Annotated in this window: 24 protein-coding genes and 1 pseudogene; 10 read left to right on the top strand and 15 right to left on the bottom strand. The window is 57.4% G+C overall.

Annotated features, from left to right (window positions below; translation table 11 throughout):
* Window position 1 precedes the first annotated feature (1 nt).
* The 4 genes from ACMGGU_RS08075 to ACMGGU_RS08060 form a co-directional block, all read right to left on the bottom strand.
* Complete coding sequence (locus ACMGGU_RS08075; RefSeq protein ID WP_420300386.1) at window positions 2-2,164, bottom strand: bifunctional diguanylate cyclase/phosphodiesterase; 2,163 nt, start codon at window positions 2,162-2,164, stop codon at window positions 2-4.
* A gap of 84 nt (window positions 2,165-2,248) precedes the next feature.
* Window positions 2,249-2,578 carry a multidrug/spermidine efflux SMR transporter subunit MdtI gene (mdtI, locus tag ACMGGU_RS08070; protein WP_045910373.1) on the bottom strand — a complete coding sequence of 110 codons (330 nt, stop codon included), beginning with the start codon at window positions 2,576-2,578 and terminating at the stop codon, window positions 2,249-2,251.
* Window positions 2,565-2,927: a multidrug/spermidine efflux SMR transporter subunit MdtJ gene (gene mdtJ, locus ACMGGU_RS08065; protein ID WP_008502463.1), complete on the bottom strand. Its 363-nt coding sequence runs from the start codon at window positions 2,925-2,927 to the stop codon at window positions 2,565-2,567. The genes mdtI and mdtJ overlap by 14 nt, the downstream gene beginning before the upstream one ends.
* 117 nt (window positions 2,928-3,044) lie before the next feature.
* The gene (locus tag ACMGGU_RS08060; protein WP_085930315.1) at window positions 3,045-3,215 is read right to left on the bottom strand and encodes a hypothetical protein; all 171 of its coding nucleotides are present in this window, start codon (window positions 3,213-3,215) and stop codon (window positions 3,045-3,047) included.
* Window positions 3,216-3,348: 133 nt separating this feature from the next.
* Here ACMGGU_RS08060 and ACMGGU_RS08055 point away from each other — a divergent pair, with 133 nt between their 5' ends.
* Entirely contained in the window at window positions 3,349-4,383 is a 1,035-nt protein-coding gene (locus ACMGGU_RS08055) for an AI-2E family transporter (protein ID WP_032651092.1), read from the top strand.
* Window positions 4,384-4,386: 3 nt separating this feature from the next.
* Here ACMGGU_RS08055 and ACMGGU_RS08050 read toward each other — a convergent pair whose 3' ends face one another.
* Both ACMGGU_RS08050 and ACMGGU_RS08045 read right to left on the bottom strand, forming a co-directional pair.
* Window positions 4,387-5,334, bottom strand: coding sequence for a zinc-dependent alcohol dehydrogenase family protein (locus tag ACMGGU_RS08050; RefSeq protein WP_048222872.1), 948 nt, complete (start codon window positions 5,332-5,334; stop codon window positions 4,387-4,389).
* 25 nt (window positions 5,335-5,359) lie between these two features.
* Entirely contained in the window at window positions 5,360-6,385 is a 1,026-nt protein-coding gene (locus ACMGGU_RS08045) for an LLM class flavin-dependent oxidoreductase (protein WP_032651088.1), read from the bottom strand.
* Window positions 6,386-6,581: 196 nt separating this feature from the next.
* Here ACMGGU_RS08045 and ACMGGU_RS08040 point away from each other — a divergent pair, with 196 nt between their 5' ends.
* Together ACMGGU_RS08040 and yajD are read left to right on the top strand one after the other, a co-directional pair.
* Window positions 6,582-7,475 carry a PhzF family phenazine biosynthesis protein gene (locus tag ACMGGU_RS08040; RefSeq protein WP_395299161.1) on the top strand — a complete coding sequence of 298 codons (894 nt, stop codon included), beginning with the start codon at window positions 6,582-6,584 and terminating at the stop codon, window positions 7,473-7,475.
* Between the two features lie 77 nt (window positions 7,476-7,552).
* Window positions 7,553-7,900, top strand: a complete 348-nt coding sequence (gene yajD / locus ACMGGU_RS08035) for an HNH nuclease YajD (protein WP_003857471.1) — start codon at window positions 7,553-7,555, stop codon at window positions 7,898-7,900.
* A gap of 37 nt (window positions 7,901-7,937) precedes the next feature.
* Here the strand turns inward: yajD and ACMGGU_RS08030 are convergent, their stop codons facing one another.
* Window positions 7,938-8,723, bottom strand: coding sequence for a MipA/OmpV family protein (locus ACMGGU_RS08030; RefSeq protein WP_395299160.1), 786 nt, complete (start codon window positions 8,721-8,723; stop codon window positions 7,938-7,940).
* A 124-nt stretch (window positions 8,724-8,847) separates the two neighbouring features.
* On the opposite strand from ACMGGU_RS08030, the gene ACMGGU_RS08025 reads away from it, so the two are divergent.
* From ACMGGU_RS08025 to ACMGGU_RS08010, 4 genes are all read left to right on the top strand, one after another.
* Window positions 8,848-9,543: a response regulator gene (locus tag ACMGGU_RS08025; protein ID WP_045910368.1), complete on the top strand. Its 696-nt coding sequence runs from the start codon at window positions 8,848-8,850 to the stop codon at window positions 9,541-9,543.
* Window positions 9,540-10,736, top strand: a complete 1,197-nt coding sequence (locus ACMGGU_RS08020) for a sensor histidine kinase (protein WP_045910367.1) — start codon at window positions 9,540-9,542, stop codon at window positions 10,734-10,736. The genes ACMGGU_RS08025 and ACMGGU_RS08020 overlap by 4 nt, the downstream gene beginning before the upstream one ends.
* A 78-nt stretch (window positions 10,737-10,814) precedes the next feature.
* Complete coding sequence (locus tag ACMGGU_RS08015) at window positions 10,815-11,963, top strand: efflux RND transporter periplasmic adaptor subunit (RefSeq protein WP_395299159.1); 1,149 nt, start codon at window positions 10,815-10,817, stop codon at window positions 11,961-11,963.
* Window positions 11,960-15,037, top strand: coding sequence for an efflux RND transporter permease subunit (locus ACMGGU_RS08010; RefSeq protein ID WP_420300385.1), 3,078 nt, complete (start codon window positions 11,960-11,962; stop codon window positions 15,035-15,037). The genes ACMGGU_RS08015 and ACMGGU_RS08010 overlap by 4 nt, the downstream gene beginning before the upstream one ends.
* A gap of 18 nt (window positions 15,038-15,055) precedes the next feature.
* Here ACMGGU_RS08010 and ACMGGU_RS08005 read toward each other — a convergent pair whose 3' ends face one another.
* On the bottom strand, window positions 15,056-15,823 hold the full coding sequence (locus tag ACMGGU_RS08005; protein WP_262777465.1) for an arylamine N-acetyltransferase family protein: 768 nt from the start codon (window positions 15,821-15,823) through the stop codon (window positions 15,056-15,058).
* Between the two features lie 96 nt (window positions 15,824-15,919).
* On the opposite strand from ACMGGU_RS08005, the pseudogene ACMGGU_RS08000 reads away from it, so the two are divergent.
* A pseudogene (locus ACMGGU_RS08000) lies at window positions 15,920-17,372 on the top strand (PLP-dependent aminotransferase family protein).
* Here ACMGGU_RS08000 and ACMGGU_RS07995 read toward each other — a convergent pair.
* On the bottom strand, window positions 17,344-18,228 hold the full coding sequence (locus ACMGGU_RS07995) for a LysR family transcriptional regulator (RefSeq protein WP_252077261.1): 885 nt from the start codon (window positions 18,226-18,228) through the stop codon (window positions 17,344-17,346). The pseudogene ACMGGU_RS08000 and the gene ACMGGU_RS07995 overlap by 29 nt on opposite strands.
* Window positions 18,229-18,362: 134 nt before the next feature.
* On the opposite strand from ACMGGU_RS07995, the gene ACMGGU_RS07990 reads away from it, so the two are divergent.
* Window positions 18,363-19,343, top strand: coding sequence for an NAD(P)H-dependent flavin oxidoreductase (locus ACMGGU_RS07990; RefSeq protein ID WP_395299155.1), 981 nt, complete (start codon window positions 18,363-18,365; stop codon window positions 19,341-19,343).
* A gap of 66 nt (window positions 19,344-19,409) precedes the next feature.
* Here the strand turns inward: ACMGGU_RS07990 and ACMGGU_RS07985 are convergent, their stop codons facing one another.
* The 4 genes from ACMGGU_RS07985 to ACMGGU_RS07970 form a co-directional block, all read right to left on the bottom strand.
* Window positions 19,410-19,856, bottom strand: a complete 447-nt coding sequence (locus tag ACMGGU_RS07985) for a hypothetical protein (protein ID WP_048030703.1) — start codon at window positions 19,854-19,856, stop codon at window positions 19,410-19,412.
* A gap of 130 nt (window positions 19,857-19,986) precedes the next feature.
* Window positions 19,987-21,249, bottom strand: coding sequence for a translesion error-prone DNA polymerase V subunit UmuC (umuC, locus tag ACMGGU_RS07980; RefSeq protein WP_252077263.1), 1,263 nt, complete (start codon window positions 21,247-21,249; stop codon window positions 19,987-19,989).
* The gene (umuD, locus tag ACMGGU_RS07975; protein ID WP_104948725.1) at window positions 21,233-21,667 is read right to left on the bottom strand and encodes a translesion error-prone DNA polymerase V autoproteolytic subunit; all 435 of its coding nucleotides are present in this window, start codon (window positions 21,665-21,667) and stop codon (window positions 21,233-21,235) included. The genes umuC and umuD overlap by 17 nt, the downstream gene beginning before the upstream one ends.
* A gap of 159 nt (window positions 21,668-21,826) precedes the next feature.
* On the bottom strand, window positions 21,827-22,693 hold the full coding sequence (locus ACMGGU_RS07970) for an aldo/keto reductase family oxidoreductase (protein ID WP_196346210.1): 867 nt from the start codon (window positions 22,691-22,693) through the stop codon (window positions 21,827-21,829).
* A 143-nt stretch (window positions 22,694-22,836) separates the two neighbouring features.
* Between ACMGGU_RS07970 and tcp the strand changes: the two genes are divergently transcribed.
* Window positions 22,837-24,498 carry a methyl-accepting chemotaxis citrate transducer gene (gene tcp / locus ACMGGU_RS07965; RefSeq protein WP_045910356.1) on the top strand — a complete coding sequence of 554 codons (1,662 nt, stop codon included), beginning with the start codon at window positions 22,837-22,839 and terminating at the stop codon, window positions 24,496-24,498.
* Between the two features lie 27 nt (window positions 24,499-24,525).
* On the opposite strand, the gene smrA is transcribed toward tcp, so the two are convergent.
* Window positions 24,526-25,089, bottom strand: coding sequence for a DNA endonuclease SmrA (gene smrA, locus ACMGGU_RS07960; RefSeq protein WP_045910355.1), 564 nt, complete (start codon window positions 25,087-25,089; stop codon window positions 24,526-24,528).
* Window positions 25,090-25,445: 356 nt separating this feature from the next.
* Window positions 25,446-26,357, bottom strand: a complete 912-nt coding sequence (locus ACMGGU_RS07955) for a LysR family transcriptional regulator (RefSeq protein WP_196346209.1) — start codon at window positions 26,355-26,357, stop codon at window positions 25,446-25,448.
* Window positions 26,358-26,392: the final 35 nt, after the last annotated feature.

Below are 26,392 nucleotides of genomic sequence, written 5' to 3'. Positions count from 1 at the left end.
ATCAGCATCGTCTGACCTGATGTAATGCCCTGATTGACTCAATCGGCATCGGCTGGCTGAACCAAAAACCCTGCAGTTGATCGCAGCCAGCCAGCCGCAGCAGTTTCATTTGTCTTTCGGTCTCGACCCCTTCGGCGACCACCGCCATCCCCAGCGCGTTGGCGATCCGCACCGTGCCGCTTACCAGCGCGGCCGCCTGTTCATCGTTGTCCACCAGCCCGGCCAGCGATTTATCAATCTTGATCGTGTCGAAGTTAAAACGCCGCAAATAGCCAATGCTGGAATAGCCAGTGCCAAAGTCATCCAGCGCCACCGCGGTGCCCAGCGCTTTAAGATTGGCTATCGCCATGCGGGCACGCTCCGGGTTTTCCAGCACATAGGACTCCGTGACCTCCAGTTGCAGTCGGTTAGCAGGGAAATGAGTGGTCTCCAGCACGCTGGCCACTTTGTCTTCGAAGGCGGGATCGCGGAATTGCGCGGGAGAAATGTTAACGGAAAGCATTAAGTCACCATACGGCTGGAGATCCTGGCAGGCGCGCTGCAGCACAAACTGGCCCAGCTTGTAAATCAGACCGCTGGTCTCCGCAATGGCGATGAAGGTATCCGGGCCCAGCGGCCCGTCCGGGCGACGTGGCCAGCGGACCAGCGCTTCGACACTGCTCATTTTCTGGCTGCGGGCGTCAATAATCGGCTGATACCAGACCTCAAACTCATCGCGCTCCAGACCGTTACGGATCTGATTTTCAATCGCCAGCTTACGCTCCCGGGCGCTGTTCAGCTCGGCGTCGTAGTGGGTGATACGCCCTTTCCCGCTCATTTTGGCATGGTACATGGCAATATCGGCGCGGCGAAACAGCTCGGAGCTGGTGCATTCAATCAGGGTTCCGCTGGCGATACCGATACTGGCCCCGATATGGATCGTGCGTTCCCCCAGCTGAATCGGGGTGGTGAGAAAATCCAGCACCGAAACGGCAAAGGCGGTGGCCTGTGCTTCTGCCTCATCATCGCCGATGGTCATGGCAAACTCATCCCCGCCCATACGCGCCAGCATTCCCCCTGGCGGCACGCGTTCACTCAGCGTTTTCGCTATCGCCACGATGAGATCGTCTCCCACGCTGTGACCGTAGATGTCATTCACGTCTTTAAAACCATCCAGATCGATAAACACCACGCTTTTGACGTCGATATCCCCGCGTAGACTCACCCGATCCAGCGCTTCGATGAGCGCTCGTCGGTTCGGCAGATGGCTTAGCCAGTCCGTTCTCGCCACCAGACGCGCCTGGCTTTCTCCTCGCGCAAGCTTGTACAGCCCCACGCTGCTCACCAGAATAAAGAGCAGGATCAGAGCCGATGCCAGCACAACAATCTGCGTGATATCAGAGGATGCCGCCCGGGCGGCCTGCGCCCCCGGAAGCCGTGCCTGCCAGTTAAGATAGCCCAGCAGCTCCCCTGCCGAACTGCGCAGCGGCATACTCATTTCGTTAATTTTTTCCGGCGTAAAGTGCAGGTTATCGATCTGAAAGGTCGCCCCCAGGTCGGCTAAGATTCTGGCGTTCAGATGACGGGTGATCACCAGATAGCGGCGCGTTTCGTCGGTGACCTGTAATCTTCCAACCATCGGGCGAATCAGCCCAATGCCCACAAAGGCGACGCCGCTTCGCGTTTTGCTGATCCCGGCATAAATATTTTTATCGCTTGATAAGGCGCGCGCGTGCTGAGCAATCAGGGCTTTTAGCCCCTTACCGAAAAAATCGAGATTCGTCTCCAGAAAAGGCTGACTTTGAAACGATCCCCAGATGACATTGAAATGCTCATCAAGCACGAAGGTGCCATCATAGAGGTTGTTGATTTTAAAGCCGGCGCCCCAGGTGTTATACAGCCAGTCGGTATCGAGCGTGGGACGGTAGGCCTCCCGCACCGCATCGTCCCAGACTGCGTTATCCAGCACCAGCGAGGAGACGCGGTTAACCGATGTCTGAATGGCCCCCTGCACGGAAAGCGCCGTGCGGTGTTCATCAATTTCATTGGTTTTGGTGCTGATAAGATGCAGGGAAAGATAGAGGAGTGCGACGACGGAGATGATTAAGCCGATGCCCGCCATAAAGACCATGGCAAACAACGTTCTCGCGGTGGGAATATTGCGCCAGCTTAATGTGCGATACATCAGCCATCCTCTTTAAGGTTTTGCTTTTCTAAGCGTAATACAGGCAGCGAATTTCGCTGCCTGTAAAGGATGGCTTTATGAACGTCAGGCAAGTTTTATCATAATCATACCTGCAAGCAGCAAGATGAGTCCCATCCAGCCCTTGTTATTTAAACGCTGACCGAAAAGCACCCAGCCTGCAGCCAGCGTCGCGGCGATACCAAAACCGCCCCACAACGCATAGGCGACCGAAAGATCGATTCCTTTTACCGCCTGGGACAGCGCGCTGAACGCCCCCAGAACCGCGGCAATCGACATCAGGCCGTAGAATTTACGGCGAAAACCATCGGAGAATTTCAGCAGAACGTTCGCCAGAATTTCCAGCACGATGGCGAACCCCAGCCAGGCCGCATGAACCCACTCAAACTGTTGCATGGTTCTGCTCCTTCTGCACTTTAGACGGCTTACGGGTACCTGATTTAATCAGCACAATACCCGCGACCAGCGTCGTTAACCCGGCGACCTTCATTGTTGTTAATGTTTCGTCAAATATCAGCACGCTGAACAGCGTAATCAACAAAATACCGATCCCTTCCCACAGGGCATACGCGACGCCCAGCGCAATTTTTTTCACCGCAAACGAGAGGAAAATATACGAAAGCGAAATCATCACCAGCATCAAAATAAAACCGGTGTTGCCATCGCTGACGCTAGCCCACTTCATCGACAGCGTGCCGGTAATTTCAGCGATAATAGCCAGGGCTAATAAAATCCAGTAAAACATGTTTTTCTCCTGCTTGAGAATATAATCCTTCGTGGCCCGCTGCGTGCAGCAAACCCAAAAATACGAATTGAAATCAGTCAGCTAAGCGCTTAGCGCCAGCTCAGGCAGAAGAAATGACTATAGTGCGGTGCGCCAGTGTTGCTCACCAGAAAGCAGGCAGAAAGAGGTGGAGTATACAGCAGTATTGTTTGAAGAGTACGTCCTGAACATATTGTCCATAAAATTACAATTATCCGCGTTGTTGCTTCTCGTCTTTGCGGATGAAAATTGTCCTCGGTAGTTAAACACACCGAATTTGTACCATAAGCCAGGATTTTACTCAAAGTCTTTGCAATTCTTTACCCACTCCGTTTTATTTTGGTTAGTTTATTGCAATGCCTTTCACCTTTATTATAAATATAAAGAAAATTTCGGAGTCACCATGGCTAAACCCATCATTACCCTGAACGGGTTAAAAATTGTCATCATGCTGGGCATGCTGGTGATCATATTGACAGGCGTGCGCTTTGCCGCCGACATTATTGTGCCCTTTATTCTGGCCCTGTTTATTGCGGTGATCCTCAACCCGCTGGTTCAGCGTATGACGCGGCTACGCATCCCGCGCGTGCTGGCCATCACGCTGCTTATCAGCATCATTATTGTGGCGATGGTACTGCTGGTGGCTTATCTGGGGACCTCGCTCAATGAACTGGCGCGAACGCTGCCGAAATACCGCTCTTCGCTGGCAATACCGCTGCTGCAGCTGGAGCCCTGGCTGCAACGCGCGGGTATCGAAGTCTCAGTTGAAGAACTGCTGAAATATATCGACCCCAATGCGGCGATGACGATCGTCACCAGCCTGCTGGCTCAGCTTTCCAATGCCATGACCTCCATTTTCCTGCTGTTTTTAACGGTGGTGTTTATGCTGCTGGAGGTGCCGCAGCTTCCTGCAAAGCTGCAGCAGATAATGGTCCGTCCGGTCGAAGGAATGGGGGCGATTCAACGCGCGCTGGACAGCGTCTCCCGCTATCTGGTGCTGAAAACGGCCATTAGCCTGGTGACGGGCGTTGTCGTCTGGGTGATGCTTCTGGCGCTGGACGTCCGCTTTGCGTTCGTCTGGGGGTTACTGGCGTTTGCGCTTAACTACATTCCCAACATCGGCTCCGTGCTGGCGGCGATCCCCCCTATTCTTCAGGTGCTGGTTTTCAGCGGGCTTTATGACGCGCTGATCCTGCTGGCCGGATACCTGGTCATCAATCTGGTGTTCGGTAACATACTGGAACCCCGCATGATGGGCCGGGGCCTGGGGCTGTCCACGCTGGTGGTCTTTTTGTCCCTGATATTCTGGGGCTGGCTGCTCGGGCCCGTTGGGATGCTGCTCTCCGTTCCGCTCACCATCATCGTCAAGATTGGTCTGGAGCAGACGGCGGGCGGGCAAAGTATCGCCGTGCTGCTGAGCGATATGAGCCATCACTAGCCGTCATTCCGCCATCGACAGGAGGGGCTTGCGAGTCCTTCCACCTTCACGATAAGCGCTGAGCGCCCTTCGCCACTCCGCCAGCGGGTACACCGTAACGTCGCTGTACTCACTGTCGGGCAACCTCAGCCAGATGCGATCGAACTCCGCGCGCCACGCCTCAACGCTGAGCGCATCCAGACCGTTTCGAATATGGAACCACGCCACGCGCGGCGCAGGCCGCTGCTGTGTGAAGGTTTGCCCGGAGAGCAGCCCGTAGCAGACAAACATGCCCTGCTCGGGCATCACGCTGAGGATCGTTTCCGCAAGCGGCCCGCCGGTGGCATCGTAGACGATATCGCTACGGGCGGCGACGGTGCCGATTCTGTTTGCGTCATGCTGTGCGACAGGCGTAATGCCCATCGCCTCCAGCCGTTCAGCATGCACGGCAGAACGGTGAATGCCATACACCGCTTCCGCCCCCGCCTGACGCGCCCACTGCCCCAGCAGAATGGCGCAATCCGATCCGGCAGCCGTGAGCAAGACTCGCTTTCCACGCGGCGGGTAGCGGGTCAGCATCATCTGCGCCGCCAGCGGGTTAATATAGGCCCGCGCGGCCAGATGTGCGTCGACGGTGTCCGGAACGGGTATCGCATACTCTGCCGGGCAATCCACATAGCGCTGCCAGGTGCCCTGACCGCGCAGCGGCAGGACGCGCTGCCCCACCAGATGCTTAAACGAGGCGGGCGCCTCGGTGACAACACCGACACCTTCATACCCCGCGACCGCCGGTAACGGGGTTCTGTGACGATAGGCACCGGTGATGGGGATAAGATCGGACGCGTTGACCGGAGAAAACAGCATCCGCACGCGGAGCTGTCCCGGCGCAAGCGCGCCCGGCGGCGCGGTTTCAGGTTGCAGAACAGATTCTGGCTCGCCAAACCGGCGATACCAGAGGGCCAGATTTTCCATTACGATCTCAAGGCTGATAGCGGAACTACTCGCGCCAGCCCATTGCCGGTGCGACATGTTTGAGAATAGACTCAATCACGTGCGCATTATAATCCACACCCAGCTGGTTCGGCACGGTCAGTAAGAGCGTGTCCGCCTCGGCAATCGCCTCGTCCTTTTTCAGCTGTTCAACCAGCTTGTCCGGCTCCGCGGCATAGCTGCGCCCGAAGATGGCGCGCGTTTTCTCATCAAGATAACCCACGCTATCGCTGTCGTTGCGGCTGGCCCCGAAATACATCCGGTCACGGTCGTCCATCAGCGCAAAAATACTGCGGCTGACCGACACCCGCGGCTCACGCGTATGCCCAGCCTCTTTCCAGGCCTGACGGTACGCGCGGATCTGTTTTGCCTGCTGAATATGGAACGGCTCACCGGTTTCATCGTCCTTCAGCGTTGAGCTTTGCAGGTTCATGCCCAGTTTTGCGGCCCACACGGCCGTCGCATTAGAACCGGCACCCCACCAGATACGCTCGCGCAGCCCTTCTGAATAAGGCTCCAGGCGCAGCAGCCCCGGCGGATTCGGGAACATGGGCTGCGGGTTCGGTTTGGCAAACCCTTCCCCACGCAGCACCTCAAGCAGCACCTCGGTATGACGACGTGCCATATCCGACTCGTTTTCCCCTTCCTGCGGGACATAGCCGAAATGACGCCAGCCATCAATAACCTGCTCCGGGGAGCCACGGCTGATGCCCAACTGCAGGCGACCACCGGAAATCAGGTCCGCCGCGCCCGCATCTTCAGCCATGTACATCGGATTTTCATAGCGCATATCAATCACGCCGGTGCCGATTTCGATGGTCTTCGTTTTTGCGCCAATGGCGGCCAGCAGAGGGAACGGCGAGCTAAGCTGTCGCGCGAAGTGATGCACGCGGAAATAGGCGCCGTCTGCCCCCAGCTCTTCAGCCGCCACGGCTAAATCGATGGACTGCAGCAGCGTGTCAGCCGCTGAGCGCGTGCCGGACTGCGGCGAAGGCGTCCAGTGACCAAACGATAAAAACCCGATCTTTTTCATAACTCTGTGTCCTGATAATGCATTGCGTTCTGTCCACTTTACGCATTACCCGGTAAGAATAAATGCCGTTTATTTAACGGAATGATTCAAATAAATTGATTGAAATAGTTTCATGTCCCTCAGGTAAAAACCCGTTGGTTATCCGTTTGAATTAACGTTACTACTATAGGTCGGGACCTTTCACACTGGATAAAAAATGAAAAGACGCTATGTTGTGGCGGATGTTTTTACTGACACGCCGTTTCTGGGTAATCCTGTTGCCGTCGTACTCGATGCGGAGGGCATGAGTAAAGCACAAATGCAGCAGGTCGCCGTTGAGTTTGGTTACAGCGAAACGACGTTTGTGCTGCCGCCAGACAACCCATCCAATACAGCACGCGTCCGAATTTTTACGCCCTCGCGCGAGATCCCCTTCGCCGGGCACCCGAATGTGGGTACCGCCTACGTGCTCGCTCATCACACTGCGATGAATCATCAGCACCTGCCTGATACACTGCACTTCGAGGAAATCGCTGGCCTGGTGCCCGTGCGCCTGCTGCGTGACAACGATACGGTGACTGGCGCAGAACTCCTGGTACCAGAGGCACTCTCCTGCCGCTCTGAAGTTAGCCCGGAAAAGGTGGCTGCCTGCTTGTCCCTGAACGCAGAAGATATCCGTACCGAGGTACATATGCCCGTCGTCGCGTCGGTGGGTCTGCCCTTCCTGATAGCCGAGCTGGCCTCTCGCGAGGCGCTCCGTCGATGCGTGCCCAATTTACAGGGTTTTCGTGCGACGTTACCACTGGACGGTGCAGTTTCACTCTATGCCTATACCCTGGATTCAGATTCCGATGCGCCCTGCGATGTGCAAGCACGCATGTTTACGCCCCGAATGACGGAAGATCCTGCAACAGGCAGCGCGACCGCCGCTGTTACGGCGCTACTGGCATTACACCGCGACAAAACGACGCTTGACCTGACAGTCAGTCAGGGGGTCGATATGGGACGAGCAAGCGTACTGTTCACGGGATACGATGCCTCCTCAGGAAAGGCGGTGGTTCGCGTCGGCGGAAAATGCGTCATTACGCTTGAAGGCACATTATCACTCTAACGGAGGAAGCGTATATACATTTACAGTGCCTGATGAGATATATTGGCTCACTATTTTTATGACAGGTAAAACCGGCAATGGCTTTGATCCCCAAAAACTACGCGCGGCTGGAAAGCGGCTATCGCGAAAAAGCATTAAAAATCTATCCATGGGTGTGTGGACGCTGTTCGCGCGAGTTTGTCTATTCCAATCTGCGTGAACTCACGGTTCACCATATCGATCACGACCATACCAACAACCCGGAAGATGGCAGCAACTGGGAGCTGTTGTGCCTGTTTTGCCACGATCACGAGCATTCGAAATACACCGAAGCAGATCAGTACGGCACCACCGTGGTGGCCGGGGAAGATGCGCAAAAAGACGTGGGCGTCGCCACGTTTAACCCGTTTGCCGATTTAAAGGCGATGATGGATAAGAAGAAGTAATCCTCTCTCCCCCTCGCTCACATCGTGCGGCGCGAATTTAAAATGTCCAGGTGATAGCGGCGGTTGCAGACCCCTCATTGCGCCGCATCACGATCGGGCTTTCATTGGCATGGTCGCCAAGCCAGGTATAGTCCGCGCTGAGGACTGTTCCCCAGTGAGCATCGAACTGATGGCTCCAGGTCAGGCTGGTGTCGACGCCATAAAATCCACCCGGCGCTGAATAGCGGCGATAGCCGGTGCGGCGGCTCTGCTGCTCACTGACGCCATACCAGGTATTCATATAACGGCTGTCGCCAAACAGGGCCGCAGACTGAAAGGCGATCGTGTCCTGGTTATTTTGTACCGGGATCAGCGTAACGGAGGCCTGATAGCTTGCCCCCTGACTGTCGGTTAACGGCAGCGTCGCTTTGCCTTCCATGCTCAGCCATGGCGCGGCCTGCCAGCCGACGGCAAGGCCGGTATTCAGGGTGGCATTAATGTCCCCCATCCCTTTCAGGTTGTTTGCACCCTCACGCCAGCCAGAATTTTTATCAGCCCTTCCGGGGTCGTAGCCCAGCGTGTGTTCGAAATACCAACCGCTGTCGTTTTGCAGGTCATATCCCACCCCTTTTGGTGCATCAACAAAGAAAGCGCCTTTGCGTCCCTGCAGCACAGGAACCACCTGCCACACCTGCTTGTCTGAGCCTGAGTAACGCGGGGCATATTGCCCTCCCAGCCCGACGGTTAAGGAATCGGACGCGGTGTCATCATCCGCCTGCGCGGCGGATGCCACGACCATCAGAAGCGGGACGGACATATACAGGACTTTTTTTATCGCTATCATACTGCTCTCCTTACAGACGCTGGCGTCTCCTGAGACAGGGACAGCCACACAATGTTGGCGCAGTATGATTTGGCTGAATCAATGAATCGTCGGGATAGTGTTAAGAAATGGTCAAGGTGAACGGATGTTATCCAGAAGAGTGCTGATTATTGAAGATGACGCCGATGCGGCTGGCGTGCTCGAAGCCTATTTACGGCGTGAAAATTACGACGTGACCATTACCGGAGACGGTCTTTCCGGGCTGGATATGGCGCAGCGGTGGAAGCCCGACCTCATCCTGCTGGATGTAATGCTGCCGGGACTTAACGGCACCGAGGTGCTGGCGGGCCTGCGTCGTAAAAGCGATGTGCCGGTGATCATGGTCACGGCCATGGGGGATACTCCCGATCGCATTGGCGCCCTGCGTTACGGTGCTGATGATTACGTTGTGAAGCCTTATCATCCGGGCGAAGTGGTGGCGCGGGTGCAGGCGGTGCTGCGGCGCAGCAGTAAAAAAGAGACAGAGGAAAAGATCCTTCGCTGGCAAACGCTGGCGGTGGATGTCGCCGCCATTGTGGCGTGCGTGGACAACGGCGACGACACGCCTGTGATGCTCGATCTTACGCCAACGGAATTCTCGCTTCTGGCAACGCTGCTGCGCTCGCCTGCGCACCCGTTCTCCCGCCAGTATTTACTGGAACACTGCTTGCCGGAAAGCGAGGCGCTGGAGCGCGTGGTGGACACCCATATTTATAACCTGCGTAAAAAACTCGAAGCGGTGGGTATTTCCGGCGTGCTGATCAACGTGCGCGGCGTGGGTTACAGGTTCAGACAGCCATGATAAAAAACCGACACGCCTCTCTGTGGCGCTGGATTTGCGCGCGCATTTTAGCGCTGGCCATCGGCAGCGTGATCGTCATTGCCACCTGCATGTGGCTGCGCTATGCGGTCCAGAACTACTGGATCATGGGCAGGATGCCGCCAGCGGTCCGGCAGGAGTTTCTGACGCTCAGCCAGAACCCGCAGGCCAACCCGGCCCGCTTCCACTCGATTGTGGACACCTGGTGGGGCCTGAGCTATTCCACGCCGTCCATCGCCTCAGCGGACTGGGTCACGGTGGCCCTGCTGGTGCTGGTGATGATCCCGTTTATTGTGGTGATGGGGCTCAAACACGCCCGCCCGCTGGCACTGCAGTTCAGCCGACTTCGCGATGCGGCAAAGGATGTCGCCGAAGGTCAGTTTGGCCGTCAGGCTGAGCTGATCAAAGATGCACCGGCAGAAATGGTCAGCTTTGCGACCGACTTTAACTCTATGACGGGACAACTTGCCCGCTATGAGAAAGAGCTCCGCGCCTCGCACGTCGCGATGGCGCACGAGCTGCGCTCGCCCCTGACGGCCGCCATCGGGCGTCTGCAGGGCATGCTAGACGGCGTGTTTGATGCCAGCCCGGCGCAGCTGGGCATGGTGATGAAACAGCTCCAGCACCTCAACCGCCTCACCGATGAACTTCACCTTCTCTCTTTGGCAGACGCGGGTAACCTTGTGCTGGAGGACCAGCCGTTCTGTCTGGATGAGCTGATTCAGGAGCGGGCTGCCTGGATCATGCCCCAGGCGGATGCGCATCATTTCAGGATAACGCTGCGTAACCCGCACACCAGCCCCTTCCGGGGCGATGCGTTCCGTATGGGACAGGTCGTTACCATCCTCATGGAAAATGCGCTACGTTACGGACGCGAAGGCGGCCACCTTGAGGTGGCTCTGCATTACGCCAGCGGGCATTACATCCTCGAATTCACCGATGACGGGCCGGGCGTGTCGCCTCAGTTCCTACCGGAAATGTTTAAACGCTTTAGCCGCGAGGAGCAGTCCCGCGCGCGGCATTCCGGCGGCAGCGGCCTTGGTTTGTCCATCGCCCGGGCGATTTGCCAGGCGCATGGGGGAGAGATTAGCGCGTCATTACCGGAAACCGGCGGCCTCGCGGTGTGCATTTTGTTGCCCTGGCATCCGTCCGATAATGAAAATCTCCACTCTTGATAAAGCCTTGACAGAACATCGAATCTTTCTCGACGTAGCGCGCATTTAATAACGCCATTCCCTTTATGGAGCGGCGTTATGTCAGACGAATTTTTTCTCTCCCTCCGCCACTGCCTGCATCATTTGTACGGCGTGGCGCGCACCCTTTCCTGGCTGCATTTTCTTCCCCTGGCCCTGCTTGCGCTGGCGATTTTTCCGCTGACCGGCTGCGGTGATAAACACGAAAACAAACCTGACCCAGTGCGTAAGGTACGCTACGTCGTCGTTGGCACCGCCCACTCCCTTCCCGCGCTGGAAAGAACCGGTGAGATCCATGCCCACGATGAAACGACCCTGAGCTTTCGCACCGGAGGCCGGATACTGACGCGTAGCGTTGATATTGGCGACCGGGTCACTGCCGGACAGCTGCTGGCCACGCTTGATAATACGACCGGGCAAAACCAGCTCGACAGCGCCGCGGCCGACTATGAAGGCGCCAAAGCCTCAGCCCAGGTCGCCGCGCTTAACGTCAGTCGCATGCAAAAGCTTATGCCAACAGGCGCGATAGCCCGCACGCAGCTCGACAGCGCCCGGGCTGACTGGCTTGTCGCTCGCGCGCGCTTAAAAAGCAGCGAGGCCGCATGGCGAAATGCCCGCGAAAGTCTCGGCTGGACGCGCCTGATCGCCCCACAAGCGGGCGTCATCACAGCCGTGAGCGCCTCTGCGGACCAGGTTGTCAGTGACGGTCAGTCCGTGCTGACGCTGGCGACCGGGGAAGCCCGCGACGTGGCGTTTGACATTGCCGCGCCCGATGCGATCCCGACTCTGGATAAAGCGGTTTTGCAGGTTTCCCTCCTCAGCGACCCGTCGGTGCAGGCGTCTGCCGTACTGCGGGATATCACCCCGCAGGCCGATCCTCAGACCCGCACGTGGCGCGTCAGAGCTACCCTGCAAAACCCGCCGGAGGCCATGGCGCTGGGCGCCAGCGTCACCGTGACGTTGCCCTCCGACGCCCCGCACGGGTACGCGCTTCCCGCGTCGGCGCTGACCCGCGTCGGCGACAAACCGGCCGTTTTCGTCATTACCCCGCGTTCGCAGGCGCAACTGCGCGTGGTGGTGCCCGTCGGCTATACGGCCTCCTCCGTCATAATTGCCTCCGGCCTTGAGCCAGGCGATCGGGTGATTACGGCGGGCGTGAGCACATTACGATCCGGCGAGCCGGTGATGGCCGGAGAGGTTCAGCCATGAACACAGAATCGGAAACCAAATTTAACCTCTCCGCCTGGGCGCTGAAGAACCAGCAGATGGTCAGCTTTTTCATGCTGCTGGTAATTGCGATGGGCGTGTTCTGCTATGAAAAGCTGCCGCGTAATGAAGATCCGGCATTCACCATTAAAACGGCCGTCGTCTCCGCACAGTGGTCGGGAGCCTCCGTGACGGATACCACCCGCCTGCTGACCGATACGCTTGAAAAAAAGCTGCAGGAAACGCCCTGGCTGGACTATCTCGAAAGTGAAACCCGTGCCGGACGCACCGTTATCCACGTCAACCTCCGTGATGATACGCCCCCGCAAAGCGTGCCCGATATCTGGTATCAGGTTCGCAAAAAAATGCAGGACATCGCGCCGTCCCTGCCCGAAGGGGTGCAGGGTCCTGCCGTGGATGACGAGTTTGACGACACGTTCGGCACAATTTACGCCTTTATTCCCGAAGGTTTTACGCTGCGGGAGGTGCGGGATCGCGCAGAGACAATACGGCGCGAGCTCATGTCTCTGCCGGATATGGGTAAAACCACCCTGCTGGGCGAACAGCAGGAGCAGTGGGTTCTCGCCTTTTCTCCGGCGCGCCTGGCCGGTATGGGGCTGGATATTCAGGACGTTGCCGACGCCCTCCGGGCGCAAAACGCCGTTGTCCCGGCAGGAACGATGCGTACCGGGCAGGAGAACATGGCGATAAAAGTCAGCGGGGCGCTCACCACCGAAGAGAGTTTACGCGCCGTCACGCTGCACGTTAACAATCGCTATATTCCGCTGACCGACATTGCCACCGTCACTCGGGAAATCGCTGAGCCACCGGCCCCGGCCTACCGGGTGAACGGCAAACCGGCTATCGGTCTGGCGGTGTCGATGGCGCCGACAGGCAACATGCTGCGTTTCGGTGCTGCGCTGAACGCAAAAATGGCGACCCTCAGCGCCGGGCTGCCGCACGGTATCGAGATGGTGAAAGTCGCCGATCAGTCAGCGGTGGTCAGTGACGCGGTAAGCGGATTTATCCGGGTACTTATCGAAGCCGTTGTTATCGTGCTGGCGGTTTCATTTGTCTCGCTGGGTTTGCGGGCCGGACTGGTGGTGGCGACGGCCATTCCGCTGGTGCTTGCCATGACGTTTGTCGGCATGATGCTCGCCGGTATTGGCCTTCAGCGTATCTCGCTCGGGGCGCTGATCATTGCCCTGGGCCTGCTGGTGGATGACGCCATGATCGCCGTCGAAACGATGGTCTCCCGGCTGGAAGCCGGGGATTCCCGTCGACACGCGGCCACCTATGCATTCAAAACGACGGCCTTCCCGATGCTCACCGGTACTCTGGTCATGATTGCCGGCTTTATTCCCGTTGGTTTTGCGGCCTCCAGCGCCGGTGAATACTGCTTCTCCCTGTTTGCGGTGGTGCTCATCGCCCTGCTCTGCTCCTGGGCCGTCGCGATCCTGTTTTCGCCGCTAACGGGCACGTGGCTGCTGCCGGAAAAAGTCAGACATCACGCGGCAGGACCGGGAAGGATCGCGCGCGGGTATGGACGGCTTTTACGCCTGGCGCTCCGCCACCGGCTCGCTACCGTACTGATTGCGCTTGCCGCGCTGGGGCTGTCAGCGTACGGCACGACGTTTATGCAGGGCGAGTTTTTCCCCGCCTCGGACCGGCCCGAGTTGCTGGTCAGCCTGACGCTTCCGGCCAACGCGTCGCAGCCGGAAACGCTCAGAGAGGTGGAAAAGCTGGAAAAAGCGCTGGCCGACAACAGCAATATCGTTCGCTTTTCGACGTACGTTGGCTCAGGCGCCATCCGTTTTTACCTGCCGATGGACGTGCTGCTGGAAAATGAAAATATCGCCCAGATGGTTGTGGTCGCGAAGGATCTTGCGGCGCGGGATCGTCTGCACGCACAGCTCAACACGATCCTGGCGACGCAATTTAGCGACATCATCACGCGCGTGTCGCCCCTTGAGCTGGGGCCTCCCGTCGGCTGGCCCATCAAATACCGGGTGAGCGGGCCGGATTATCTGCAGGTCCGGGCGTTTGCGAACCGTCTCACGGACGCGATTGGCCGCTCCCCGTTCTCACGCGACGTTAACCAGACGGCCGGAGAGCCGGAGAGAGTCATTACCCTTGAGGTAAATCAGACGGCGGCCAGAGCGGCGGGAATATCGTCAGAAAGCCTCGCCCGCACGCTGAATACCGTCTGGTCCGGCAGCGTTGTCACGTCCATCAGAGATAATGACCGCCTTGTCGACGTGGTGCTCAGGGCCAAGGACAGCGCGCGCCAGAGCACCGCCACCCTCTCCTCACTCACGATTCAGGGGAATGACGGTAAAAAAATTCCGCTCAGCGCCGTCGCAACGCCGGTTTGGGGCGTGGACGATCCGGTCATCTGGCGTCGGCAGCGTGTGCCCTTTATCACGGTGCAAACCGACCTCGCCCCGGGGCTGAGGGCTGAAGAGGTATCCGCCGCGCTGCGTCCGACGGTGGATAAACTGCGCGCGAACCTGCCCGCAGGTTACAGCATTGAAGAAGGCGGCGCGGTTGCCGAATCGAATAAGGGGAACAGCTCCGTATTTACCGTTCTTCCGGTAACGCTGGTCATCATGCTGTTGCTGCTGATGCTTCAGCTGCGGCGATATTCCCGGATGCTGCTGGCGCTCCTGATGGCCCCGTTTGGTTTACCGGGGATCGTGCTGGCTATGCTGCCTGGCGGAACGCCGATGGGGTTTGTCGCGCTGCTGGGCGTCATCGCCCTGGCGGGGATGATCGTGCGTAACGCGGTAATATTGATTAGCGAGGTTGACAGCAATCTTGCTCAGGGGATGGCAAATGATGCCGCGATTATGGCGGCCGCGGAGCACAGGGCCAGACCCATCTGTCTGACTGCCTGTGCCGCCATTCTGGGGATGATCCCCATCTCTCACCAGGTCTTCTGGGGCCCAATGGCCTATGCCATCATCGGCGGGCTGCTGGCTGCGACGCTGGTGACGCTGACCGTGTTACCCGCGTCGTTTAGCCTGCTGTTACAGTGGGGGGCTCAGCGCAAAGCCACAGCCGACGGGCCGGGCTGAGTCTCCATTTTTCTCCGATTACGCGGCGGTGAGCGCAAAACGGTCTGTCAGGACATGGCGGATTTCATCCTCCGCCAGCTGCCGCGTTTCAGTGCCGTTCGCCGTGATGGTTTTCAGCATATCGCCCAGTAAAATCTGGCGTCCTTCCGGGCTGTGCTGCACCACCACCCGCTTCTGCACAAAGATCGCATCCGGGTGCGTGGAGTTCAGGTAGTTGGCCGGGACGAAATCAATCCACTCCTGAGGCGTGAGATCGAAGCCGTATTGTCGGGCCCATTCGCCTTCCACCTTCGCCTCGAGCAGATACTCACCCTCTGTGCTGCGGCTCAGGCGAAACGTGTCGAAATCCTGGGGGATATCCACGTCAAGCGTGTCCAGCGCCATTGGCGCGCGGATGCCGTAGCTGCCGAACCCGAGATCGCAAAGCCACTGCCTGCTCTCCACTTCAGCGATTAACGCCATATGGGTTTTTGGCCGCCGTGCAGGGTAGAACATCGGACGCGCCGCCACAAAACGGTAAGGTATCCCTAACGCTTCCAGCGCCATGGCGAAAAGCCCGTTCACCTCATAGCAGTAGCCGCCGCGCCCTTTCTTTAACACCTTATCGGCAATGTCGTCTGGCGCCAGCGAGACAATTTTACCCGCCTGCACGTCCAGATTTTCAAAGGGAACGGAAAAGAGCTGATGACGCATCAGCGCATGCAGGGTGGACGTGTCGGCCGCCGCCGGTCCGGTGTAGTTTATGCGTTTGAAATACGAGGAAATGTCGAAATTATCGCTGTGCATAATGCCTCCTTGTCCTGAACATGCCGGACACTATAGATGGCGCGCATCATTGGCTGTATAGTCAGTTTTATCGAAAATTAGCCTGAACAGATACCCATGTCTGCCCCGTCCACCTCCTCACCACACTATCGCCGGATTGCTGAGAGTCTACGCCTCACGCTCTCTTCAGGCGCATTGCGAGTCGGTGACCGGATGATCTCCGCGCGAAAACTGGCCGAACGCGAGCACGTTAGCCTTCCGACGGCGCTGGAGGCCCTTCGCTGCCTTGAGGCCGAGGGGCTGATCGTTGCGCGTCCGCGTTCGGGTTACTACATTCGCCAGATCAGCCAGCCTCAGCGTGCGGAGCCCGCGCGTTCCCCGGCTGGCCCGGTCCCCGTCACCCTGTCCGCCGTGGCCCGGTCGCTGTTCAGCAGTGCAGAAACCCGTCTGGTCCCGCTGGGCGCCGCCCTGCCCGATCCCGCGTGGCTGCCCGGGGAAGCGCTGCAGCGGGCGTTGCACTCCGCGGGCCGTCGTCTGGACGCGCATGGGCAGAGCTACAGCCTGCCTCCTGGAAGAGCAGACTTGCGAAGTAAGATTGCCGCGCGCGCTGCGCAGTGGGGAGCCCGTTTCGGCGCGGACGATCTTATTATCACCGCGGGCGCGACGCAGGCGCTGCGCCTGGCCCTGCGGGCCGTGTGTCAGCCAGGTGATGTGGTGGCGATTGAGCAGCCCGCCTACTTCGGCACGCTCCTGCTGCTGGAGGATTTAGGCCTGAAGGCCTTAGAAATCCCCACCGATCCTGCTGAAGGCCTGTTACTGGAACCGCTGGCTGACGCCATCCGCTGCCACCGTCCTGCGGCCGTTCTGGCCTCGCCCACCGTGCAAAACCCATTGGGTGCCAGCATGCCCGTCGCGCGCAAGCAGGAACTGGTTGCTCTGCTTGAAGAGGCCGGTATTCCTCTGATTGAGGACGACGTTTACGGTGACCTGGTCGGTGACGGGCAACGTCCTCCGGCCTGCAAAGCCTTCGACCAGAGCGGGAATGTGATTTACTGCAGCTCCCTGTCAAAAACGCTTGCGCCGGGGTGGCGAATCGGCTGGATTGCCGCCGGACGCTATTACACGCAGGTCTTGCAGGCCCGCATGGCCGGAGAGTGGGCAGGTGCGCCGCTGCTGGAAGCCGCGACGAGCGAGATGCTGGCAAGCGGCGACTACGACCGTCACCTGCGGCGGCTAAAGCGGCGGATCGCAGAGGGAATAGACGCCGTCGTGGCGCAGGTCGGGGCCAGTTTTCCCCGGCACCCGCGTAAACGTCCCCGCAGCTGGCTTTCTGTTGTGGGTCGAACTTCCTCCGCAGGTCAACGCGCTGGAGGTGCATCGTCGCGCGCTGGCGCGGGGTATTGGCGTCAGCCCCGGTCCCCTGTTTTCTCCTGGCGCAGAACTCACGCACTTTCTGCGGCTAAACTGCGCAAACGAACCGACGCCCCGCCTGCTCAATGCCGTGGAGCAGATTGGTGCGCTATGCCATGAGCTGGCCGCTTTCACACCAGACTCTCCAGCCACTCGGTAAATACCCGCACCTTGCGGGAGAGATGGCGGTGTGGGTAGAGCAGTGACAGTTTGCGGTCCGGCGAGCGATAGGCTGGCAAGACCTCAACCAGCAGGCCGCGGTCAATGTAAGGCTGGAGAAAGAGATTCATCCCCTGCATTACCCCTAGCCCGGCCAGGCCTGCCGCGATGTAGGCCTCGGAGTTATCCACCACCAGCTTACCGGGTAGCGCGATCTCCGCGACGCCCTCTGGCGTGGTAAACGTCCACGGCTGAATGTGCCTGCTGCTGTTGTTAATCCAGTTGATGGCCTGATGCTTTCGTAAATCCTCCAGCGTTTCTGGCGTACCGTGTTTTGCCAGCCAGGCCGGGCTGGCACAGGTCGTGATTTTAATGTTCCCGACTTTACGCGCGATATAATCGCCATCGTCCAGCTCGCCCACCCGCAGCACGCAGTCCAGGCCGTCCCGCAGCATATCCCGACGGCGGTCAGAGCTGCTCAGAATGATCTCGATCTCGGGATGCTGACGATAAAAATCAGGCAGATTGGGTATCACCCGCAGCGTTGCAAAAGAGACAGGCATATCGACTCGCAACTGGCCGTGTATTGCACGGTCCGAACCAAACGACTCCAGTAATTCATCCGCCTGCGCCAGCAGGGGTTTACTGCGGCGATAAAACGCTTCCCCATCCGGCGTCAGGCTAATCCGACGCGTTGTGCGCTGCAGGAGCCGCGTGCCGCTGTGTTGTTCCAGAAGCTGCAGCGCTTTGGTCACTGCCGGTCGATGGACCTGCAGATTCTCTGCCGCCTGGGTAAGGCTCCCCGAGTCGACAATTTCAATAAAAATCCGAATAGATTCAAAGAGGTTTATTTGCATAAGGGATGTCTTGCCGCGAGCGGGAGAAAATGATTGTTATTGATTTTATAACAGTGATGAATCTTTCTGGCTATTTTTCCTAACAATCTTACTCTCTACACTCTCCCTCATTCAAACGTAAGGGAGAGTCTGCTATGAAAAATAACCGTATCTGTCAGATCCTGGGTATCGAAAAGCCCGTTATTCAGGGACCGTTATCCTGGCTTACTGATGCCCGTTTAGTGGCCGCGGTCAGCAATGCCGGAGGACTCGGCGTGCTGGGTCCCAACGCAGGGTTAACCGCCGATACCGCGGTCTCCACGCCGGAAGCAACCGCCGAAAAAATGCGGGAAGAAATTCGTAAAACCAAACGGCTGACCGAAAAACCCTTCGGCGTCAACCTGATCCCCACCGCCGTTAATGACGTCTGGACCGGGCCAATTCTTAAGGTGGTAAAAGAAGAAGGCGTCAGGGCCGTGGTGTACACGGGCTACGGGGAAGGCAGCATTATTCCCGCGCTGTTTAGTGAGTTAAAAGAGGCGGGCATTGCCATTATCTACCGCGACATCAATCCCACGCCGGAAAACACCCTTCTGGCTGAAGAGATGGGGGCAGACATCATCGTCGCCACCGGTTTTGACGAGGGTGGGACGCTACCCGCGACGGCGCTGGGGACCTTTTCCATCGTGCCGCTGATTGCCGACGCCGTGAAGCACGTCCCGGTGATGGCCGCGGGCGGTATTACCGATAATCGCACCGCCAGAGCGGCGCATGCATTGGGGGCGGAAGGCGTGTTTGCCGGTTCCGTATTTATCAGTACCGAAGAAAGCCGCGTGCCGCAGGGGGTCAAAGAGAAAATTGTTGCCGCCAACGGCCTGGACCTGCTGCTTTTCCGCACCGTCCCCCACTACTATCGTTCTCTTCCCGGCAAGCTGGCGGAAAAACTGGCGGCGATGGATAAAGCGGGCGCAAGCAACGAAGCGCTGGGCAAGGCGATGGGCGGATTACGGGGCCTGCGCCTGGGCATGCTGGAAGATAACACCGATGAAGGCTATATCGCGCTCGGCACGGGGATTGGGAATATCCGAAGCGTGAAAAGCGTGGCCGAGGTTGTCGATGCATTAACGGTTGAGTAAGCCCTTAACCCTGATGCTATGGGCGCTGCACAGGAGCAGCGTCCGCAAACCGTCTGCGGCTCTTTTTCATAGATTGAGGATTGCGCGTTCTTTAACGACAGCGTCAGGATTGGCACGTTTTACCGCTGCCAGAAAAGCCGTGAAGTTATGATTCCAGAGGGTAAGATTGTTATAAAACTGCACCTGCTTTTCATTTGCACCATCACGGTAAATAACAATCCAGACCCGTCTGCTGTTTATCTCTGTATTCCCCGGTCTGATTTTAATGATGTTAGCCAGCGCAATTTTACGGGTGGCGTTGTTTTTAACTTCATATAAAAACTGGTCATCATAAAACCAGGTTTTACCTGCATTTCCGCCAAATATTGAGGGATTGGCAGATATCTTTTTCATCCCGTTACGGTCTGAAATGATACGTTTTGCCTGGCGAATGCGTCTGACCAAAAAGCTTAACAGAATGAGAAGCGCAATGAGGGGCAGAGCGACTGATATCATTTTTAGACTTTCGTGCATATCCCTGCCCCACAATACATTTATTTTAACGCGTGAGTATAACGCGCCGATCGTTGATGACAAGTCGTCAGCGTGATTGAGCAATTACTGCCTGAGATCGCGACCCACAACGCCACAAAATAACCGCCTTTTACCTCGCCACCGGTAAATCCGCGTATCGCGTCGTATAGGCCGGTGACAACATTTCCCGCTTCATCGCCCACGGTTTCTCAATCCCCTGCCCGGCGAACCATATCTTCCCTTTGCCGGAGTGATTTACGCTGTCGATCATCTCCATCAGCGCCGCGCTATTGGCGCGCAGGCGATTGTCGTCAAACAGATTAAGCTGAGCGACACCGCTGCTGAAAAAGTCCGCCAGCATGACACCGGCCTTCATATAGCGATACCCGTCGAGCCATATCCGCCCCAGCGCCTCCGTGGCGGCACGGATGATATCCCGCGAGTCATTGGTGGGCGTCATCAGGGTGACCGAAGCCTGATTACCGTAATAAATTTCGTTGTCTGCATGCGGGCTGGTGCGCACAAACACGCTGATAAAACGACAGTATTGATGCTCGCCGCGCAGTTTCTCTGCGGCGCGTTCCGCGTAGGCGCAAATCGCCTGGTGCATCTCTTCATATTGCGTAATGCGATGACCAAACGAACGGCTACAGATGATTTGCTGCTTCGTGGGGGTGTACTCTTCCAGGTCAAGACAGGGCTCGCCGCGAAGCTCGCGCGCCGTACGCTCCAGCACCACGTTAAAATGTTTGCGAATGACCCACGAGGAGGCCTCCGCCAGCTCCAGCGCCGTGGTAATCCCCATCGCATTCAGTTTTTTCGTGATGCGCCGCCCTACGCCCCATACCTCCTCTACCGGAACCTTTGCCAGCAGTTTACGCTGCCGCTCCCGGCCCGACAGATCGACCACGCCGCCGGTACTGACCCAGCGTTTCGCCGCATAGTTGGCCAGCTTCGCCAGCGTTTTTGTCGGGGCAATGCCGACGCCAACGGTTAAGCCCGTATTTTTAAAGACCTGCGTGCGCATCTGGTGTCCGAACGCTTCCAGTGCAAGGCAGTTACCGATCCCTGAAACGTTCACGAACGCCTCGTCGATCGAGTAAATTTCTATGGCCGGAGCGAGATCGGTCAGCGTCTGCATCACCCGACTGCTGAGGTCGGCATACAACGCATAGTTTGAACTGAAGACGTAAACCCGTTCCGGAAACCGTTTTTCTTTGAATTTAAAATAGGGCTCACCCATTTTTATGCCGAACTGCTTTGCCTCCCGCGACAGTGAAATAATGCAGCCGTCGTTGTTGGACACCACCACGATGGGCTTCCCCTCCAGATCGGGGCGGAATACCTTCTCGCAGGAGGCATAGAAGCTGTTCACATCAACCAGCGCGAACATGTTTATGCGTTTTAAGCGTGTGGGTGACGACGCCGAAGATCTGCAGTTCCTCTTCGGAATGAAAGGTAATCGGCTGATAGCGGACATTATGCGGCAGAAGTCTCAGAGCCGGGCGCGTCTGTAGCTCCTTCACCGTAAACTCACCGGCGACCGACGCCACGACGATATCCCCATGTTCGGCATTTAACGAGCGATCAACTACCAGCAGATCGCCGTCGCCAATCCCCGCGCCAATCATGGAGTCTCCACTCACCTTGATAAAATAGGTCGCACTGGGATGTCTTACTGCCAGCCGGTTAAGATCGAGACGATCCTCCACATAATCCTGAGCCGGACTGGGGAAACCACAGGCTACACGCTCTGCAAACAACGGTAATTCAATAGATTGGTTTGGATGATAAGAAAAGAGAGTGTCCATAATGCCTTTCTCGCCAGATACTGTATATAAATACAGTATTACGGATTATGGCCAGGGATCAAGGTCATTTCCGGAAGCGAACCCAAACGCGTTGAAGTGTCAGAAGATTTAAAACGCGCAAAGCCCGGAAGTGCATGTCGGGCTTTGCGCCTGTGACGATCAGTCCATCAGCGTATTCAATGTTTCCAGCGCGTCAGGCGGCAGCTGCAGTTCCCCCGCCGCGAGGTTTTGCCGCAGATGCGCCACGGAAGAGGTGCCCGGGATCAGCAGGATATTCGGGGAACGCTGCAGCAGCCATGCCAGCGCAACCTGCATTGCCGTGACGCCCAGAGAATCCGCCACAGCCTTCAGCCCGGACGATTGCAGCGGCGTAAAGCCGCCCAGTGGGAAGAACGGCACATACGCGATCCCCTGCTGCGCGAGCAGATCCACCAGCGCATCATCACCCCGGTTCACAATGTTGTACATGTTCTGCACGCACACCACCGGCACCATCTTCTGCGCTTCCGCGACCTGGGTGGCCGTGACGTTGCTCAGGCCAATATGCCGCACCAGCCCCTGCTGCTGTAATTCTGCCAGGGTGGAGAGCGGTTCAGCAATCGACCCTTCCGCTGGCCCGTGCGCGCTGAACATGATCCGCAGGTTCACCACGTCCAGCACGTCCAGCTGCAGATTACGCAGGTTGTCATGCACCGCCTGCGTCAGCTCCTGTGCGGAAAAGGCCGGCAGCCAGGCGCCTTTGTCGTTGCGACGGGCACCAATCTTGGTGACGATCGTCAGATCGTCCCGATAAGGATGAAGCGCCTCGCGGATCAGCTGGTTGGTGACATGAGGGCCATAAAAATCACTGGTATCAATGTGGTTCACCCCCGCCGCCACGGCCTCGCGTAACACCTCCAGCGCGGCCTGCTTATCCTTCGGCGGCCCAAAGACGCCCGGCCCGGCCAGCTGCATCGCGCCGTAGCCCAGTCGTTTCACCGTCCGCGTCCCAAGCGCGTACGTCCCGCTTTTATCAATGCTGCTCATGTTGGCCTTCCTCATAAAAATGATCCGGATTTACAACAGGTTCCCTCTGGGAGCCTTTAGTTAAGCGCGAGTTAATTAAAGTTTACATTCTCTACGACGATAGTAATGAAGTAACCCTGCATCTTCTCTAACGGACGACCGCTATGCTGAAAAATCTGCACGTGATTACCGGTATTATCTTTGCCCTCACCATATTCTGTCTGCTGCAAGTTGTCACGGGAGGGTTGTTCTACTCTGCCGTCAGCAACGATCGCCATAACTTCCAGAACTCCGGCGTGCTCAACGCCCAGCAGGAAAGCCTGAGCGACAGCGTGAACACGCTGGTGAAAACGCGCGTCACCGTCACCCGCGTGGCGATCCGCTACCTGAAAAACCAGCGTGACCCGGCTTCCCTTGCGGCGATCAATAAACTGCTGGGCACCGCAAGCGACTCGCTGGCAAAAGCCGAAGCCTATAACAAAGAGTGGCAGAAACTGCCGCAGGTTAAGGGCCAGGAGGCGGCATTGACCGACGAGATGCAGAAATCCTGGAACCAGATGCACGAAGTCATGCGTTTATCGATTGAGTATCTGCGCGCCGATAACTATCAGGCCTATGGCGATCTGGACGCGCAGCAGGCGCAGGACGATATGGAAGCGGTCTATAACCGCTGGCGCGCCGAAAACAACACCCTGCTGAAGGCCGCAACCGAAGAGAACCAGAGCAGCTTTACGCAGATGCAGTGGACGCTGGCGGCAATTCTGCTGGCCGTTATCGCGGTTCTGGTGGTCATCTGGCAGGGTTTACAGCACCTGCTGTTAAAACCACTCCACTCCATTATGAACCATATTCGCGCCATTGCAGGGGGCGACCTGACGCAGGATATCGCTATCTCGGGCCGCAATGAGATGGGTCAACTGGCAGCGGGTCTGCATGAGATGCAGCAGTCGCTGGTAACCACCGTCAGCGCCGTGCGCGGAAGCACCGATTCCATCTACACCGGCGCAGGCGAAATTGCCGCAGGAAGTAACGATCTTTCCGCCCGCACCGAGCAGCAGGCCGCCTCGCTCGAAGAGACCGCCGCCAGCATGGAAGAGCTGACCGCGACGGTTAAACAGAACTCCGATAACGCCCGTCAGGCCACGCTGCTGGCGAAAAACGCCTCTGAAACGGCCGCGCGCGGCGGTCACGTCGTGGATAACGTGGTTCGCACCATGAACGAAATCGCCGACAGTTCGCAGCAAATTGCGCATATTACCAGCGTGATCGACAGCATCGCGTTCCAGACGAACATTCTGGCGCTTAACGCCGCGGTGGAAGCGGCACGCGCCGGGGAACAGGGGCGTGGCTTTGCGGTTGTCGCGGGCGAGGTCCGTACGCTGGCGAGCCGCAGCGCGCAGGCGGCGAAAGAGATCAAAGGGCTTATCGAGAACTCCGTCAGCCGGGTGAATACCGGTTCTGAACAGGTTAGCGAGGCAGGCACCACCATGAAGGAAATCGTCGCCGCCGTTACCCGCGTGACCGATATCATGGGCGAGATTTCCTCTGCCTCTGACGAGCAGAGCCGCGGCATTGAGCAGGTGAGCCTGGCCGTTTCGCAGATGGACAGCGTGACGCAGCAAAACGCCGCGCTGGTGCAGGAGTCCGCCACGGCGGCAGCGGCGCTGGAAGATCAGTCCGAACAGCTGCGCCAGGCGGTGGCCGCGTTTCGTCTGAACGGCAAAGAAAAAGCAGTAGCTCCACGTCCGGCCAGCGTGAAGACGCCTCAGCTGTTGCGCCCGGCAACCGCAAACGCCGCCACCGACAACAACTGGGAAACCTTCTGAGTTTCAGGCGGGCGAGAATATCGCCCGCTAGCGGCTGCGCTTGGCGTGCCGCTCCCAGTTCTCCTGTTTTGCTTCATCGGATTTACGCAGTGAAACGTAGCATGCCCCGCTGCCGCCGTGATGCGGCAGCGCCACGCAGAAGGCCTGTACATCCTCGAACTCGGTTAACCAGCGCGCCAGATAGCTGCGCACCACATTAGGATGTGAGTTCTGCTCCCGCCCTTTCCCGTGAATGATAATCAGGTTACGTAACCCGTCACGTCTGGCCTGGCAGATAAAAGAATAGAGCATCTGACGGCAGCGTTCGGCGGGCTGGCGCAGGAGGTTTAAGCTGGCCTGGCGGGCATATTTACCCGAGCGCAGCTTATCGATAACGCCCTGCTGCACCCCTTCGCGCTGGAACGCCAGCGGTTCTTCCAGGGGAAGAAGGTCAAGAAAATCCAGCGTCAGGAAGTTATCCAGCTGTTCACTATCCACCTCCTGGCGCGTCCGCGTATTGCGGCTGGGCTGCCAGTGAATATCCGGGCCACGCTTCAGCGGCTGGACATCTTCCATGGCGTCAAGAAAAAAGGATTTGTCGTCAGGGTTCATGGATATCCTCCGGCTACAACTGAGGACGGTACTATACCTGCGCCCGAGACAGGCCTCAATCACCGTTACAGGCCGTCGTGCGCAACAAATATTAACCTGATGAATATATATAGTATTTATAAAATAAAGTTAAATATGACTTAAGTAAAATTTCAGCAAAGATGAAATAAGTGATTTGTGTTAAATTTTCGTAAAATCAAACACTCAATATCCTTTCATTTTGCGGGAAAGGTGTTATACCTAAATATACCTGCTTCATGGATATAATACTCAGGATTGGCGAAAGGACGCACTGCTGTGTGTACTGGAGGATCTGTCTGATGTCGGGCAGATCCTGTTTTTTTATTATCTCACTTTCACGCCACGATTATTTTTCTCGCTTCCCGTCTGAACTGTGTAATTAATGATTCAGCCAGGGGCGTCTGACGTGAATCGCGGCGCTGAATTAAATAATATGCTGCTTTTGGAAGCGATTCGACAACCGGCAGCATGACCAGGCGGTGCGCCAGCAGCGGGTCACACCCTAGCTCCTGCGGCAATATGCTTAGAAAATCACTTTGCGCAACCAGGCTAATACAGGAGGAAAAGGTTTCGCAGACCACACCAATTCGCGGTATTTGCGAGCGATGCCTAAATACCTCTTCTAACTGCTTATAATAACTTCCCCGCGGCGTCGGCATTGTCCAGTTATAATGCAGAAGTTCATTAATCGACGTTGCCCCTGTTGCCGGATGCCCTTCGCGACAAAATACCGCAAACGGCTTCTCGAAGAGTTTTTCAAACGTAAATTCCTGGTCGTAAGGTCCCTGATAATAGGTGTTGATGGTGAAGTCCAGTTCGCCCTGCCGTAATTCGTTAATCATCGACACCAGCTGTCCTTCCATTATCCGCACTTTGACCTGCGGATGTTGGGCATGAAAGCGGGTGATGACGGCGGGCATCAGGCTGCGCGAAACGCTGGCCCCCATCCCGATGTTGATCTGCCCGGCCTGTTCCCCCTGCCGCTGACGAATATCATCCTGCGCCGCGCGCAGCTCTTCCAGAATTAGCCGGGCGCGCTGGTAAAAGCCCTCGCCGCATTCAGTCAACGCGACGCCCTTACTCCTGCGCACGAAAAGCTGCGCCGCCATGCCCTCCTCCAGCTCTTTGATGGATTTGGTCAACGCCGGCTGGGAAAGATTCAGCGTCCTGCTGGCACCGCGAATGCTGCCCTGACGAGCAACTTCAACAAACGCCCGGAGATGATGGAATTTAACCTGAAATGACATAGCCCGACCGATAACCGTTGTTTATCAGAGTAAAG

Source organism: Enterobacter sp. BNK-8, from assembly GCF_048685095.1.
GTDB classification, from domain to species: Bacteria; Pseudomonadota; Gammaproteobacteria; order Enterobacterales; family Enterobacteriaceae; genus Enterobacter; species Enterobacter quasiroggenkampii.
The sequence above is the reverse complement of the archived record's forward strand: the minus strand, read 5'-3'. Positions and strand labels throughout refer to the sequence as shown.

Excerpts from the sequence above, each read along its gene's own strand:
- ACMGGU_RS08075 (WP_420300386.1), bottom strand. The coding sequence starts at position 2,164 with ATGTATCGCACATTAAGCTGGCGCAATATTCCCACCGCGAGAACGTTG.
- mdtI (WP_045910373.1), bottom strand. The coding sequence starts at position 2,578 with ATGCAACAGTTTGAGTGGGTTCATGCGGCCTGGCTGGGGTTCGCCATC.
- mdtJ (WP_008502463.1), bottom strand. The coding sequence starts at position 2,927 with ATGTTTTACTGGATTTTATTAGCCCTGGCTATTATCGCTGAAATTACC.
- ACMGGU_RS08055 (WP_032651092.1), top strand. The coding sequence starts at position 3,349 with ATGGCTAAACCCATCATTACCCTGAACGGGTTAAAAATTGTCATCATG.
- ACMGGU_RS08050 (WP_048222872.1), bottom strand. The coding sequence starts at position 5,334 with ATGGAAAATCTGGCCCTCTGGTATCGCCGGTTTGGCGAGCCAGAATCT.
- ACMGGU_RS08045 (WP_032651088.1), bottom strand. The coding sequence starts at position 6,385 with ATGAAAAAGATCGGGTTTTTATCGTTTGGTCACTGGACGCCTTCGCCG.
- ACMGGU_RS08040 (WP_395299161.1), top strand. The coding sequence starts at position 6,582 with ATGAAAAGACGCTATGTTGTGGCGGATGTTTTTACTGACACGCCGTTT.
- yajD (WP_003857471.1), top strand. The coding sequence starts at position 7,553 with ATGGCTTTGATCCCCAAAAACTACGCGCGGCTGGAAAGCGGCTATCGC.
- ACMGGU_RS08030 (WP_395299160.1), bottom strand. The coding sequence starts at position 8,723 with ATGATAGCGATAAAAAAAGTCCTGTATATGTCCGTCCCGCTTCTGATG.
- ACMGGU_RS08025 (WP_045910368.1), top strand. The coding sequence starts at position 8,848 with ATGTTATCCAGAAGAGTGCTGATTATTGAAGATGACGCCGATGCGGCT.
- ACMGGU_RS08020 (WP_045910367.1), top strand. The coding sequence starts at position 9,540 with ATGATAAAAAACCGACACGCCTCTCTGTGGCGCTGGATTTGCGCGCGC.
- ACMGGU_RS08015 (WP_395299159.1), top strand. The coding sequence starts at position 10,815 with ATGTCAGACGAATTTTTTCTCTCCCTCCGCCACTGCCTGCATCATTTG.
- ACMGGU_RS08010 (WP_420300385.1), top strand. The coding sequence starts at position 11,960 with ATGAACACAGAATCGGAAACCAAATTTAACCTCTCCGCCTGGGCGCTG.
- ACMGGU_RS08005 (WP_262777465.1), bottom strand. The coding sequence starts at position 15,823 with ATGCACAGCGATAATTTCGACATTTCCTCGTATTTCAAACGCATAAAC.
- ACMGGU_RS07995 (WP_252077261.1), bottom strand. The coding sequence starts at position 18,228 with ATGCAAATAAACCTCTTTGAATCTATTCGGATTTTTATTGAAATTGTC.
- ACMGGU_RS07990 (WP_395299155.1), top strand. The coding sequence starts at position 18,363 with ATGAAAAATAACCGTATCTGTCAGATCCTGGGTATCGAAAAGCCCGTT.
- ACMGGU_RS07985 (WP_048030703.1), bottom strand. The coding sequence starts at position 19,856 with ATGCACGAAAGTCTAAAAATGATATCAGTCGCTCTGCCCCTCATTGCG.
- umuC (WP_252077263.1), bottom strand. The coding sequence starts at position 21,249 with ATGTTCGCGCTGGTTGATGTGAACAGCTTCTATGCCTCCTGCGAGAAG.
- umuD (WP_104948725.1), bottom strand. The coding sequence starts at position 21,667 with ATGGACACTCTCTTTTCTTATCATCCAAACCAATCTATTGAATTACCG.
- ACMGGU_RS07970 (WP_196346210.1), bottom strand. The coding sequence starts at position 22,693 with ATGAGCAGCATTGATAAAAGCGGGACGTACGCGCTTGGGACGCGGACG.
- tcp (WP_045910356.1), top strand. The coding sequence starts at position 22,837 with ATGCTGAAAAATCTGCACGTGATTACCGGTATTATCTTTGCCCTCACC.
- smrA (WP_045910355.1), bottom strand. The coding sequence starts at position 25,089 with ATGAACCCTGACGACAAATCCTTTTTTCTTGACGCCATGGAAGATGTC.
- ACMGGU_RS07955 (WP_196346209.1), bottom strand. The coding sequence starts at position 26,357 with ATGTCATTTCAGGTTAAATTCCATCATCTCCGGGCGTTTGTTGAAGTT.